Annotated in this window: 13 protein-coding genes; 8 read left to right on the top strand and 5 right to left on the bottom strand. The window is 73.4% G+C overall.

Going from position 1 to position 13,103, the window contains the following annotated elements:
* Positions 1–10: 10 nt before the first annotated feature.
* Positions 11–493: an RrF2 family transcriptional regulator gene (locus tag BLT39_RS00370; RefSeq protein ID WP_091056865.1), complete on the bottom strand. Its 483-nt coding sequence runs from the start codon at positions 491–493 to the stop codon at positions 11–13.
* Between the two features lie 26 nt (positions 494–519).
* On the opposite strand from BLT39_RS00370, the gene BLT39_RS00365 reads away from it, so the two are divergent.
* Complete coding sequence (locus BLT39_RS00365; protein ID WP_091059050.1) at positions 520–1,278, top strand: NUDIX domain-containing protein; 759 nt, start codon at positions 520–522, stop codon at positions 1,276–1,278.
* A gap of 2 nt (positions 1,279–1,280) precedes the next feature.
* Here the strand turns inward: BLT39_RS00365 and BLT39_RS00360 are convergent, their stop codons facing one another.
* The 3 genes from BLT39_RS00360 to BLT39_RS00350 all read right to left on the bottom strand — a co-directional run bounded on the left by BLT39_RS00360 (position 1,281) and on the right by BLT39_RS00350 (position 4,363).
* Complete coding sequence (locus tag BLT39_RS00360) at positions 1,281–2,621, bottom strand: metallopeptidase TldD-related protein (RefSeq protein ID WP_091056862.1); 1,341 nt, start codon at positions 2,619–2,621, stop codon at positions 1,281–1,283.
* Entirely contained in the window at positions 2,618–4,096 is a 1,479-nt protein-coding gene (locus BLT39_RS00355) for a TldD/PmbA family protein (protein ID WP_242658050.1), read from the bottom strand. Before BLT39_RS00355 ends, BLT39_RS00360 begins: the two co-directional genes overlap by 4 nt.
* A 96-nt stretch (positions 4,097–4,192) precedes the next feature.
* Entirely contained in the window at positions 4,193–4,363 is a 171-nt protein-coding gene (locus tag BLT39_RS00350; RefSeq protein WP_091056858.1) for a CsbD family protein, read from the bottom strand.
* A gap of 477 nt (positions 4,364–4,840) precedes the next feature.
* On the opposite strand from BLT39_RS00350, the gene BLT39_RS00345 reads away from it, so the two are divergent.
* The 7 genes from BLT39_RS00345 to BLT39_RS00315 all read left to right on the top strand — a co-directional run bounded on the left by BLT39_RS00345 (position 4,841) and on the right by BLT39_RS00315 (position 12,324).
* Complete coding sequence (locus BLT39_RS00345; RefSeq protein WP_091056855.1) at positions 4,841–6,565, top strand: ABC transporter family substrate-binding protein; 1,725 nt, start codon at positions 4,841–4,843, stop codon at positions 6,563–6,565.
* A gap of 184 nt (positions 6,566–6,749) precedes the next feature.
* Positions 6,750–7,739 carry an ABC transporter permease gene (locus BLT39_RS00340; RefSeq protein WP_091056851.1) on the top strand — a complete coding sequence of 330 codons (990 nt, stop codon included), beginning with the start codon at positions 6,750–6,752 and terminating at the stop codon, positions 7,737–7,739.
* Between the two features lie 19 nt (positions 7,740–7,758).
* On the top strand, positions 7,759–8,715 hold the full coding sequence (locus BLT39_RS00335) for an ABC transporter permease (RefSeq protein ID WP_091056847.1): 957 nt from the start codon (positions 7,759–7,761) through the stop codon (positions 8,713–8,715).
* A 12-nt stretch (positions 8,716–8,727) separates the two neighbouring features.
* Positions 8,728–9,951, top strand: coding sequence for an ABC transporter ATP-binding protein (locus tag BLT39_RS00330; protein ID WP_091056844.1), 1,224 nt, complete (start codon positions 8,728–8,730; stop codon positions 9,949–9,951).
* Positions 9,948–10,976 (top strand): ABC transporter ATP-binding protein, encoded by a 1,029-nt coding sequence (locus BLT39_RS00325; protein ID WP_091056840.1) that lies wholly within the window; start codon positions 9,948–9,950, stop codon positions 10,974–10,976. Before BLT39_RS00330 ends, BLT39_RS00325 begins: the two co-directional genes overlap by 4 nt.
* Before the next feature lie 50 nt (positions 10,977–11,026).
* Complete coding sequence (gene mshB, locus BLT39_RS00320) at positions 11,027–11,911, top strand: N-acetyl-1-D-myo-inositol-2-amino-2-deoxy-alpha-D-glucopyranoside deacetylase (RefSeq protein WP_207507479.1); 885 nt, start codon at positions 11,027–11,029, stop codon at positions 11,909–11,911.
* Entirely contained in the window at positions 11,908–12,324 is a 417-nt protein-coding gene (locus BLT39_RS00315; protein ID WP_091056832.1) for a hypothetical protein, read from the top strand. The genes mshB and BLT39_RS00315 overlap by 4 nt, the downstream gene beginning before the upstream one ends.
* On the opposite strand, the gene BLT39_RS00310 is transcribed toward BLT39_RS00315, so the two are convergent.
* Positions 12,266–13,033, bottom strand: coding sequence for a GNAT family N-acetyltransferase (locus tag BLT39_RS00310; RefSeq protein ID WP_091056829.1), 768 nt, complete (start codon positions 13,031–13,033; stop codon positions 12,266–12,268). The genes BLT39_RS00315 and BLT39_RS00310 overlap by 59 nt on opposite strands.
* Positions 13,034–13,103 lie beyond the last annotated feature (70 nt).

Below are 13,103 nucleotides of genomic sequence, written 5' to 3'. Positions count from 1 at the left end.
GGTGAGTCAATCAGTCGACCGGCACCGCGCCGAAGGAGCGCCAGGCGCTCTCCACCTCGGCCAGCTCGGCCACCGCGTCGGGCAGCTTGCCCGAGACCACGTCGGCCAGGGTGACCTGCTCGAGCACCCGCCGGTAGGAGTCCCGCGCGGCCACCCACACGCTGGTCAGCGCCTCCGCGGCGCCGGGGTAGAGCGCGTCCTCCGGCCGCTGGCCGTGGACCTCGGCGAGGAAGCCCTGCTCGACCCGCATGACCCGGGCGATCGACACCTCCGACGGCGGCAGCGCCAGGCGGTAGCCGCCGTCCCGGCCGCGCTGGCTGGTCACCAGCCGGGCGTGCTGCAGGTCGCCGAGGATCGCCTGCAGGAAGCGGGAGGGGATGCCCTGGGCGGTGGCGATGCGGTCGCAGGTCAGGGCGTCCGGGCTCGCCTTGGCCAGTTCGAGGGTGGCCCGTACGGCGTAGTCGACCCGGGCGGAGATGCGCACGACCGCCATCCTGCCCCGTCTGGGAAGCTGCGGTGGTGTTCCAGCTGCGATTCACCACGCTGGTGGAGGCGCCGCTGACGGTGGCCCACGACGTGGCCCGGGTGCTCGGCCGGCCCTGGCCGTGGGCGCTGACCGAGGTCTCCTCCGAGCGCCCCTTCGCCGACGAGTTCCACGGGTCGGGCGGGCTGATGGCGCAGGTGCGGCACACCCGCCGGTTCCACCCGACCGGCGCCGGCACGCTGGTCGACGAGCAGGTCGAGTGGGACAACCGGGTGCCCGGGGTGCTGGGGCGCCTGCTGGACCAGACGGTCGTCCGGCGGCACGTGCTGGCCGCCATGCAGGCCCACCTGGACCTGTTCGCCGCGGCCGCGCAGCGCCGGGCCGAGGACGTCGTGCAGGTCGTCGGTGCCGCGCTGGTGGACGGCGACCGGGTGCTGGTGGCCCGCCGCGGGAGCGGGCAGCTGGCCGGCAGGTGGGAGTTCCCCGGCGGCAAGGTCGAGCGCGGGGAGTCCGAGCTGGCGGCGCTGGTCCGGGAGTGCCAGGAGGAGCTGGCGGTGGACATCGCCCCGCAGGCCTTCCTCGGCGAGGTGCCGCTGCCCGGCGTCGTCGCCGGCGGCGCACCCGGTGCCTCCACGCTGCGGGTGTGGTGGGGCCGGGTCACCGGCGGCGAGCTGGTGGCCCACGAGCACTCCGAGGTGCGCTGGGTGACCGCCGACGAGCTGGAGGACCTGGACTGGATCCCGGCCGACCGGCCGCTGCTGCCCGCCGTCCGGGCGCTGCTGGCCCGGCTCTGACCTCAGCCGGTCGCGTTGCCGGTGATGTTCCAGGACGCCAGGGCCAGCGCGGGGACGGCGACCCGGTGGGTGCCCCACGCGGTCGACGTCAGCGTGCGGGGGACCGCCTGCACCTGCGAGCCCACGGTGACCGCGCCGGGGGCGAGCGCCTCCAGGTAGGACTGGGTGAACCGCAGCGTGGACACCGGCCGCACCACCCGGCCGCCCTCGACCAGCCAGACGCCGTTGCGGGTCAGGCCGGTCCAGACCGAGCGCTTCTGGTCCAGCACGCGGGTGTACCAGACATCGGTGACCAGCAGCCCGCGGTCGAGCCCGGCGACGAGGTCCTCGACGCCGCCGCCGGTCCCGGGCGCCAGCGCGGCGTCGGTGGCCACCGGGCCCCAGGTCGCCGACGCCGGCCCGCCGTGGCCGGTGGAGGCCCCGCCGGTGGCCGCCGCGGTCCGCCGGTCCGAGGTCACCCCGACCGGCACCCCGTCGCGCACCAGCTCGACCGACCGCTTCGGGGTGCCCTCGGTGTCGAAGGGCAGGCCCAGGCCGGCCGGGTCGGTCAGCGACACCGCCGGGTCGAACTGCTGCTCCCCGGTCCGCAGCCCGCCGGTGCCGTCGAGCACGGCGCGGGCCTGGAACTGCCCGGTGAGCAGGCCGGCGACCACGTCGGCCACCGCGGTGGGCTCGAGGACCACCGGCCAGCGGCCGGGGTCGACGGGGGAGGGGTCGGTGCCGGCCCGCGCCTTGGCCGCCGCCCGGGCGCCCAGTGCCGCGCAGTCCAGCTCGCCGACCGCGGCGGCCACCTGGCGGGCCGTGCCGTCGGCACCGGGGAGCCGGGCGACGCCGTCGCAGGCGGCCGCGGTCGAGGACCCGGCGACGTGCTGGCCGGCGGTGGTGGCGAGCACGGCGTGCACCACCGACGTCTGCACGTAGCCCGCGGTCTCCAGGCCCTCGGCCGCGGCGACGAACTCGCCCACCAGGCGGGCGCGCAGCGCGGGGTCGGCGTCGGCGGTCGCCCGGTCGGCCACGTCCGGCAGCACCAGCGGGGCCGGGCCGGCCGGCCCGGGCCAGGCGGGGTCCCGCGGGCGCAGCCGCGCCGCGGCGAGGGTGGCCTCGACGAGACCGGCCACGTCGCGGGCACGGGTGGTCGACGCCGCGGCGGTGCGGCCGCCGTCCACGCCCAGCTGCAGGTGCAGCGTCCGGCGGCTCTCGGCGGTGTTCTGGTGGATTGCCGAGCCGGCGAACCGGGTGAGCGCCAGGTCGGCGTCCTCCACCCGGATGACGGCCTCGGCACCCGGGCCGGCCTGCCGCCGGACCTGCTCCAGCAACTCGGCGACGACGTCGTCGGCGGTCACCCGCGCACCCCCACCCGGACGTCGGTGAACCGGGCGGGCGCGGCGCCGTGGCCGGTGTGGCCGACCTGGCCGGGCTGGCCCTTGCCGCAGTTCGGGGTGCCCCACGCCCGCCACTCGTCGCCGCCGGCGAGCATGTCCAGCGACGCCCAGAACTGCGGGCCGATCCCGGTGTAGGTCGGGTTGCGCAGCATGCGGCCGCGGCGGCCGTCCTTGATCTCGTAGCCGATCTCGCACCCGAACTGGAAGTTGAGCCGGCGGTCGTCGATGGACCAGGAGCGGTTGTGCTCCATGAGGACGCCGTCGTCGGTGGCGGCCACGATCTCCTCGAGGGAGTGCGGGCCGGGCTCGAAGCCGACGTTGGTCATCCGGACCATCGGCATCCGGGCGTAGCCGTCGGCCCGCACGGACCCGGTGTCGGTGAGCCCGGCGACGGCGGCGGAGTCCCGCCCGCCCAGCACGCCGACCCACACGCCGTCGCGGACGGCGTACCGCCGCTGCGCGGGGGTGCCCTCGTCGTCGTAGCCGAAGGAGCCCAGCGCCCCGGGGATCGTGGGGTCGATGGTGATGGTCATGAGCTCCGAGCCGTAGCGCAGCGAGCCGAGCCGGTCCAGGTCCAGCCACGAGGTGCCGGCGTAGGCGGCCTCCCAGCCGAGGATGCGGTCCAGCTCGACCGCGTGGCCCACCGACTCGTGGATCTGCAGCGAGAGCTGCTCACCGCCGAGCACCAGCGTGGTGCGCCCGGACGGGCAGGGCGGTGCGGTGAGCAGCGCGGTGGCCTCGGCGGCGATCCGCTCGGCGTGGGCGGGCAGGTCCAGCTCGCGCACCAGCTCGAAGCCGCGGGTGCCGTACTGGCCGCGGAAGGCGGGGTAGGAGCGGCGCTGGGTCTCGTCCTCGCCGACGGTCAGGCAGTGCATGCCGGCGCCGCACTCGCGGACGTGCTGGCCGATGCGGGCGCCCTCGCTGGAGACGAACGCGGTCCGGGTGTCCCACGCCTGGTACAGCGCCTCGGCGACGGCGACCCCGGCGGCACGCATCGTCGCGGTGACCCCGGTGAGCAGGTCGCCCTTCTCGGCCAGCGACACCGCGAACGGGTCCTCGGTGCACCCGCTGGCCCAGGTGTCGACGTGCGCCTGCGCCGGCAGCAGGTCGACGTCGGGCCCGGCGACGGCGGCGGAGGCCTGCGCGATGGCGGTGGCACGCGCGCCGGTGGCGCGGCAGGCGGCGTCGCCGTCGGGGTCACCCAGGGCGGCGAAACCCCAGGAGGACCCCACCAGGGCGCGGACGCCGAGTCCTGCGGTGGTGCTCTGGTCCAGCGTGCGGACGTCGCCGTCGCGCGCCGTCATGGACTCGGTGCGGCGGTCGACCAGCCGGGCGTCGGCGTAGCGGGCGCCGGCGGCCAGGGCGGCCTCGACGGCCGCGGAGGCGGCGTCGTACGCGGCCGACGGGACGGGGACATCGTGAGCCTTGCTCATCATCACCAGCCATCGTGACCCCGGTGGGGGGCGACCACAAGCCCCCGGACAGCACGGAGGGCCGTCCCGCTGTCGCGGGACGGCCCTCCGTCGAGCGGCCTACTTGAAGATGTCCTTGACCTTCTCGCCGGCCTGCTTGGTGTTGGCGCTGGCCTGGTCGCCCTGGCCCTCGGCGCGGAGGCGGTCGTTGTCGGTCGCGTTGCCCGCGGCCTCCTTGCCCTGACCCAGCAGCTCCTCGGCCTTGTTCTTGATCTTGTCCACGGCGCTCATGGTCTTCTCCCTCGAGGTCGTCGTACGCGGTCGAGTTCGGCACTACCCGGGGCCCCACCGGTCACACCTGCTCGCACCTGCCGATTCCCTGGCAGGCCCCGGCGGTGTGGTGGGACCGGTCCCGCGCCCCGTCCGCCGCCGGTTCCCCGTCGTCCCCGGCACCGGCCGCGCTGCAAGGAATCCGGCCAGGGGTCCGTGGGGCCGCAGGAAATCCAGCCGTCACGCCGCCGTGACGTCGTCGTTCCGGGCGAATGCTGGGAAATTCCTGCAGGTCGTGAGCCCAGGTCACAAATCGGTGACGGTCGTGGACGCCCCCCCACGGTCTGCCTAGTGTCCTCCTGGTCGTACCCGGACCGACAGCTGTCGGCCAGGTCCGGCGCGGCTCGTCCACAGTCCGGTCCGGGTGCCGATCGTGCCCGGACGGGCAGACCAGGTCAGTTCCCCCCGCCTCGGGCGGGTCGAGGGAGGCATTCGAACGTGAAGTTCAGCAAGCGCGGCGCAGCGCTCCTCGCGACCGGCATCGCCGGCGCGATGGTGCTGTCGGCCTGCGGCGGCGGCAGCAGCAGCGGTGGGGGCGGTGAGTCCGGGTCCTCCGGGCAGGGCCGCGTCGTCTTCGGTGAGTCCACGGACTTCCCGGAGAACCTCTTCCCCTACATCGCGGCGGGCAACGCCACCTCCGTGGCCAACCTGCTCATCCGGGTCCTCCCCGGCCCCTACGTCGTCGAGCCCGACTTCAGCGTGAAGTGGGACCAGGACCTGCTGGCCTCCGAGCCCGAGCTGGACACCTCCGGCGGCGGCCAGGTCAACACCTACGTCATCAACCCCGACGCGGTGTGGAGCGACGGCACCCCGATCACCGCCGAGGACTTCGAGTTCACCTGGCGGGCCAACCGCTCCAGCGACCCGGCCGACGGCGGCTGCGCTTCGCTCCTGGGCACGACCGGCTACGAGCAGATCGCCTCGGTCGAGGCCGGCGACGACGACAAGACCGTCACCGTCACCTACTCCACCCCGTTCTCCGACTGGCAGTCGCTGTTCGGCAACCTGCTGCCGGCGCACCTGATGGACAACGAGGACCCGGTCGCGCTGTGCGACACGATCACCAACGGCTGGCCGATCGCCGACGGCATCGTCGGGGACATCTCCGCCGGGCCGTGGCAGATCAAGAAGGAGAACATCGACGTCGGCGGCCAGATCGTCGTCCTGACGCCGAACCCCGAGTGGTGGGGCGAGCCGACCGGGCTGGCCCAGCTGGTCGTGCAGAACATCGGCAACGACCCGACCACCGCCGTGCAGGGCATCCAGTCCGGTGAGCTCGGCGTGATCTACCCGCAGCCGCAGCTGGACCTGGTCGACCAGATCCAGGGCCTGGAGCCCAACGTCTCCAGCGACGTGACCTTCGGTCTGTCCTTCGAGCACCTGGACTTCAACACCACCTACGGCCCGCTCTCCGAGCTCGCCGTGCGCCAGGCCTTCACCATGGCCCTGGACCGGCAGGAGATCGTCGACCAGACCGTCGGCCAGTTCTCCTCCGACGCGACGGTGCTGGAGAACCGGATCTACTTCAACAACCAGCCGCAGTACCAGGACACCGCGCCCGACGAGTACAAGACCAAGAACACCGCGCTGGCCAAGCAGACCCTCGAGGGTGCCGGCTGGGTTCTCGGGTCCGACGGCGTCTACGCCAAGAACGGCCAGCGGCTGACGGTGCAGATCGACACCACCGCCAACAACCCGCTGCGCCAGACCACCATCGAGGTCATGATCCCGCAGCTGGCCGAGGCCGGCATCGAGGCGACGTTCAACGCCAACCCGGACATCTTCGCCGGCGCGGACAAGCCGACCTCGCTGGAGGCCGGTGGCTTCCAGGCCGCCGTCTTCGCCTGGGTCGGGTCGCCGTTCCGCGGTGCCACGCAGTCGATCTACGAGCAGCCGCAGGGTGACGCCATCGGGCAGAACTACTCCCGCCAGGGCACCCAGGAGATCGACGACCTGTTCGCGCAGTTCCAGGTCGAGCCCGACCCCGACAAGCAGGCCGAGCTGGGCAACCAGATCGACGCCCTGCTCTGGGGCCAGGTCGCCACGGTGCCGCTGTACCAGAAGCCCACGTTCATCGCCTACCAGAGCTCGATCAGCAACGTCGAGGACAACTCGACGCAGGCCGGTCCGCTCTGGAACTCCGAGACGTGGACGGTGCAGTGACCTGAGGGTCCCGCCGCCGGCCACCCGGCCGGCACGCACCACCGCACCACCTGATCGCTGATCGCAGTCGCGGCCCCCGGGGGCACCCCCCGGGGGCCGCGCTGTGTCTGCGCTGAGTCAGTACGTCCCAGCTGAACTGGCCGTTCCGACCGGACGGCTTCCGCTCACGGCGTAAGGTCCCCGCATGTTCTTCTTCACGATCCGACGGGTCATCGCGTCCGTCTTCGTGTTGCTCGCCAGCTCGTTCCTGGTGTTCGCGCTCTGCGCGGCCAGCTTCGACCCGCTGTCGAAGTACTACACGCAGAACCCCCGGCCCCCGGAGTCGTTCTTCAACAACCTCCGCGAGCAGCTCGGGCTCAACGACAACTTCTTCGTCCGGTACTGGCGCTGGCTCTCCGGCGTGGTCACCGGCAACTTCGGCGAGACCATCAACGGCACCCCGGTCAGCGAGCAGCTGCCGGGCCGCCTCATGGTCACCGGCCGGATGATCCTGCTGGCGATCATCATCGCGGTCATCCTGGCGGTGGTCGTGGGCGTGATCGGTGCCGTGCGGCAGTACAAGCCGTCCGACTACGCCTTCACCTTCCTGGCCTACCTGCTGATCGCGCTGCCGACCTTCTGGTTCGCCGCGATCCTCAAGGAGTTCGTGGCCGGCGGGGTGAACGACGTCTTCGGCAAGCAAGTGCTCTACACGATCGGCGAGGAGACACCGGGGCTGTCGCTCTACGCCTCGGGCTGGGAGCTGTGGAGCGACCGCCTGGGCCACCTGGTGCTGCCCACCGTCAGCCTGGCGCTGCTGTCCTTCGCCGCGTGGAGCCGGTTCCAGCGCTCGGCCATGCTCGACGTCCTCGGCTCGGACTACATGCGGCTGGCCCGCGCCAAGGGCCTGCCCTACCGCCGGGTCGTCATGAAGCACGGCCTGCGCAACGCGCTGATCCCGCTGACCACCGTCGTGGCCCTCGGCATCGGCACCCTGTTCGGCGGCGCGGTCATCACCGAGCAGGTCTTCGTCTGGCACGGCATGGGCGAGTACCTGCTGCAGGACGGCATCGGGCAGAACGACATCAACGTCGTCCTCGGCTGGCTGCTCGTCAGCGCCGTCTTCGTCGTGGTGTTCAACCTCGTCGCCGACGTCCTCTACGCGGTCCTCGACCCGCGCATCCGACTGTCCTGACCGGCTGAGAGGACATCCCATGGCCACCACGCAGGCCGCCGCCGAGGCGGCCCTCCCCACCGAGCCCGGCGCGCCGGTCGGCGGCGGGGTCGAGCGCGAGTTCACCGTCAAGGCCCGCAGCCAGCGGCAGCAGATCATCCGGCGCTTCCTGCACAACAAGGTCGGGATGACCGGCCTGGTCGTGTTCGTGCTGCTGCTCGCCTTCGGCTTCCTGGGCCCGCTGCTCTACACGACCGACTACGCCACCCAGAACTCCGGCGCCCAGTCCGTTCCGCCGGGCAGCCAGGGCTACCCGCTGGGCAGCGACGCGATCGGCCGCGACCTGCTCGCCGGCCTCATGCAGGGCGTGCAGCGCTCGCTGTTCATCGTGCTGCTGTTCGTCGTCATCGCCCTGCCGCTGGGCCTGCTGGTCGGCGCGCTGGCCGGCTACTTCGGGCGGTGGATCGACAGCGTGCTCATGCGCTTCGTCGACCTGATCCTGACCGTGCCGCTGTTGGTCGTGCTGATCGTCGTCGCCAGCAACTTCCCCTCCAGCCGCACGCCGCTGGGCGTCGGCATCATCCTGGGCCTGTTCGGCTGGCTGGACCTGGCCCGCATCGTGCGCAGCCAGTTCCTCTCCCTGCGGGAGAAGGAGTACGTCGAGGCCGCGCACGCCCTCGGCGCCAGCAACAGCCGGATCATCTTCAAGCACCTGATCCCGAACGCCCTGGGGTCGCTGATCGTCTGGACGACGCTGGCCGCGGCCACCGCGATCATCCTCGAGGCGTCGCTGACCTACCTCGGTTTCGGGGTGAACGGGGCCAACCAGACGTCCCTGGGCCGGTTGGTCTCCGACGGGGTGCAGGCCACCACCACCCGGCCGTGGCTCTTCTACTTCCCCGGCATCACGCTGCTGATCATCGTGCTGTCGATCAACCTGATCGGCGACGGGATCCGCGATGCCTTCGACCCGAGCAACCGCCGCGTGCGGGCCTGAGGGGTTCACCACATGTCGATCGTGAAAGACCTCGACCCGGCCGCGCCGCTGCTGACCGTCGAGGACCTCAACGTCCGCTTCCCGACCGAGGACGGGCTGGTGCACGCCGTCCGCGGGGTGGACTACACCCTGCGCTCGGGCGAGGTGCTGGGCATCGTCGGCGAGTCCGGGTCGGGCAAGTCGGTGACGTCGCTGGCCGTCATGGGCCTGCTGCCCGCCTCCGCGCGGGTCAGCGGGTCGGTGAAGTACCGGGGCCAGGAGCTGCTCGGGCAGGGCGACCGGGCGATGTCCCGGATCCGCGGCAAGGGCGTGTCCATGATCTTCCAGGACCCGATGACGTCGCTGGACCCGGTCTACCGCGTCGGGTACCAGATCGAGGAGACGCTGCGGGTCCACGACTCGAAGCTGTCCTCGAAGGCCGCGCAGGCCCGGGCCGCGGACCTGCTGACCATGGTCGGCATCCCGAACGCCGCCGAGCGCGTGCGGTCCTACCCGCACGAGTTCTCCGGCGGCATGCGCCAGCGCGTGGTCATCGCCATCGCGATGGCCAACCAGCCCGACGTGATCATCGCCGACGAGCCGACCACGGCCCTCGACGTGACCGTGCAGGCGCAGATCCTCGAGGTGCTGCAGACCGCGCTGTCCGAGACCGGCGCCGCGATGGTGCTGATCACCCACGACCTCGGCGTCGTGGCCGGCATCGCCGACCGCGTGCTGGTCATGTACGCCGGCCGCCCGGTCGAGATCGGCGGCGTCGAGGACATCTACTACGAGCCGCGGATGCCCTACACCCTGGGCCTGCTCGGCTCCCTGCCCCGGCTGGACTCCTCCACCAAGCAGCGGCTGACCCCGATCAAGGGCTCCCCGCCCTCGGTGGTCAACATGCCGCCCGGGTGCCCCTTCGCCCCGCGCTGCCCGCTGCACGTGGCCGAGTGCGACGTCACCGAGCCCGAGCTGGTCGACGTCGGCGGCGGGCACACCGCGGCCTGCATCCGCATCGACGAGGTGCGCAAGGCCCACGGCGAGGCCGCGGCGGTGTTCGACGAGACCGCCGACGACCGGCTGCTGGGCTCCGAGCAGCCCGCGGACCTGTCCGCGGCGGCCGGCACCGAGGACGTCGGCGCCCCCGGCGACCCGGTCGGCGAGCGGACCGACCCCGCCCCGCAGGCGGGCACCGGCTCGCTGCTGGACGCGACCACGACCCCGAGCACGAGCACGGACGGAGACCGGCGATGACCGCCACCCGTGAGCCCATCCTGACCGTGCGCGGTCTGGAGAAGCACTTCCCGATCAAGGGCGGTGGGCTGATCAAGCGCACCGTGGGCGCCGTCCGGGCCGTCGACGGCCTGGACCTGGACCTCTACCCGGGCGAGGTGCTCGGCCTGGTCGGGGAGTCCGGCTGCGGCAAGTCGACCACCGGCCGCGCCATCCTCAACCTGCAGCCGGCCACCGGCGGCTCGGTGAAGTTCGAGGGCCGCGAGCTGGTCGGCCTGGACCGCAAGGCGATGCGGCCGCTGCGCCGCGACATCCAGATCGTCTTCCAGGACCCCTACGCCTCGCTCAACCCGCGGCTGCCCGTCTTCGACATCGTCGCCGAGCCGCTGATCATCCACGGGCTGACCAAGGACGAGGCGGAGCTGCGCGAGCGGGTGCGCACCCTCGTCGAGACGGTGGGGCTGAACCCCGAGCACACCAACCGGTACCCCGCGGAGTTCTCCGGCGGGCAGCGGCAGCGCATCGGCATCGCCCGGGCACTGGCGCTGGAGCCCAAGGTGCTGGTCCTCGACGAGCCGGTCTCGGCGCTGGACGTGTCCATCCAGGCGGGTGTCATCAACCTGCTGGAGGACCTCAAGGAGCGGCTGGGCCTGTCCTACCTGTTCATCGCGCACGACCTGTCGGTGGTGCGGCACATCTCCGACCGCGTCGCCGTCATGTACCTGGGCAAGATCATCGAGGTCGCGCCGCGGGACGAGCTGTTCGACCGGCCCACGCACCCGTACACGCAGGCGCTGCTGTCGGCGATCCCGCTGCCCGACCCGCGCCGGGAGCGCAGCCGGCAGCGGATCATCATCACCGGCGACGTGCCCAGCCCGGCCAACCCGCCCTCGGGCTGCCGGTTCCGCACCCGCTGCCAGAAGTTCGCGAACGAGCTGACCGACACCCAGCGGGAGAAGTGCCTGACCGTGGAGCCCCCGCTGGAGTCCCGCGGTCCGGCGCACCAGAGCGCCTGCCACTACGCGGCGGCCACCCAGGTCCTGTGACCGACCGGGGCCCGGTGACCGCCGGGCCCCGGCCTTGGGACCATGTGCACGTGGCTCCCGCTGATCGTCGTCTGCTGCTCGTGCACGCCCACCCCGACGACGAGTCCATCAACAACGGCGCCACCATGGCCCGCTACGTCGCCGAGGGCGCCCACGTCACCCTGCTCACCTGCACGCTGGGGGAGGAGGGCGAGATCCTCGTGCCCGAGCTCGCCGGGCTCGCCGCCGACCAGGCCGACCAGCTCGGCGGCTACCGGATCGTCGAGCTGGAGCGGGCGATGGCCGCCCTCGGGGTCACCGACCACCGCTTCCTCGGCGGCACCGGCCGGTGGCGCGACTCGGGCATGGTCGGCACCCCGGCCAACGCGCACCCGCGCGCGTTCTGGAACGCCGACCTCGACGAGGCGGTCGCGGCCGCCGTCGCGGTGCTGCGCGAGGTCCGCCCCCAGGTGGTGGTCGGCTACGACGAGCACGGCGGCTACGGCCACCCCGACCACGTGCAGGCCCACCGGGTGACCATGGCCGCCGCCGACGCCGCGGCCGACCCCGCCTACCGGCCCGACCTCGGCGCACCGCACCGGGTGGCCAAGCTGTACTGGACCTGCGTGCCGGTCTCGGTGCTGCAGGAGGGCCTGGATGCCCTCGCCGCCGCCGACACCGGCTACGACGGCGTCACCGACGCCCGCGAGATCCCCTTCGCCGCCGAGGACGCCGACGTCAGCTGCGAGCTCGACGGCGCGGCGTTCCGCGACCGCAAGGCCGCCGCGATGGCCGCGCACGCCACCCAGCTCACCCTGGACGGCGACTTCTTCGCGCTGTCGAACAACCTCGGCCAGGAGGTGCTCACCACCGAGTACTACCGGCTGGTGCGCGGCGAGCGCGGGCCCGGCGACGGGCCGCACGGCTGGGAGACCGACCTGTTCGCGGGCCTGTGAGCGGCCTGCGCACCGCCGGCTGGGCGGTGCTGGCCGTCGCCGTCGCCTTCTGGCTGGCGGTGGTGGAGGTGTTCTGGCTGCCGCTGCGGGTCGGGCCGGTGCCCGTGCCGCTCTCGGTGCTCGGCGCGGCCGCGGGCAACCTGCTGCTGGTGGCCTGGGCGCACCGGCTCTCGGGGTCCCGGCTGGTCGCCGTCCTGCCGGTCGCGACCTGGCTGGTGGTCGCCGTCGCCGCCTCGGTGCGCCGCCCCGAGGGCGACCTGGTGATCACCGGGGCGACCACGGCGACCCAGGTCGTGGGGCTGGCGTTCCTGCTGGTCGGGGTGCTCACCGGGTCCTTCGCCGTCGGCCGGGCGCTCAGCCGGCCCGTCCGCCGGCCGGTGGACGCCGGTAGTGGTACCGGTGGTGCTCGATGAAGCCCAGCCGGCGGTACAGCTCCCGGGCGGGCGCGTTGCCGGCCACCACCTGCAGGTAGCACCACCGGGCCCCGGCGTCGGCCGCCCAGGACTGCAGCGCCCGGGTCAGCGACGTGGCCAGGCCGCCGCGCCGGGCGCGCTCGGCGACGGTGACCGCGGTGATGCCGAGCCAGTCGTCGGTGAGCACCCCGCGCGCCACGGCGACCACCGCGCCGTCCTCCGCCCGGACCGAGGCGAACGCCAGCCGGTCGGCGTTGGTGAGCACCACCGGCGCGTCCGCCGGCAGCGGGGTGCCGTGCTGCCGGCAGGCGGCCAGCCACTCCTCGTCGGGCACCGGGGCGAGCTGGACGTCGGCGCGGGGGCCGGGTCCGCCGTCGTCCAGCTCGACGGTGAGCACCAGGGTGTCCTCGTCCCGCTCCCAGCCGGCGGCGGCGAACGCGGCGTCGGCGGCCCGGGCCTGCCGGCCGGGCAGCTGGGCGCAGGGCCGCAGGCCGCGGGCGCGGTAGAACTCCTCGACCGCGGCGACGGCGTCGGGCAGCGGGAGGCCGGGGTCGCCGACGACGAGCGCGGAGTGCGCGCGGCCGGTGAAGCCTGCGCCCCCGGCCCGCAGCAGCCACTGCCCGAGCGGCTGCGCCTCGGTGCCGCGCCAGCCGCGGGCGGCCAGCAGCTCGAGCTCGACGACGTCGAGCGGGCTGCGGCGCTGACCCACGGTTCCTCCTGCTGACCCGGCGGGGTGGGTGAGGCGACCCTGGCCTCGCTGCGTCCCGTCCCCGGTTCCA

The sequence above is a fragment of the Klenkia brasiliensis genome, from assembly GCF_900100695.1.
GTDB classification, from domain to species: Bacteria; Actinomycetota; Actinomycetes; order Mycobacteriales; family Geodermatophilaceae; genus Klenkia; species Klenkia brasiliensis.
This window is presented reverse-complemented; position numbering and strand designations above follow the sequence as displayed.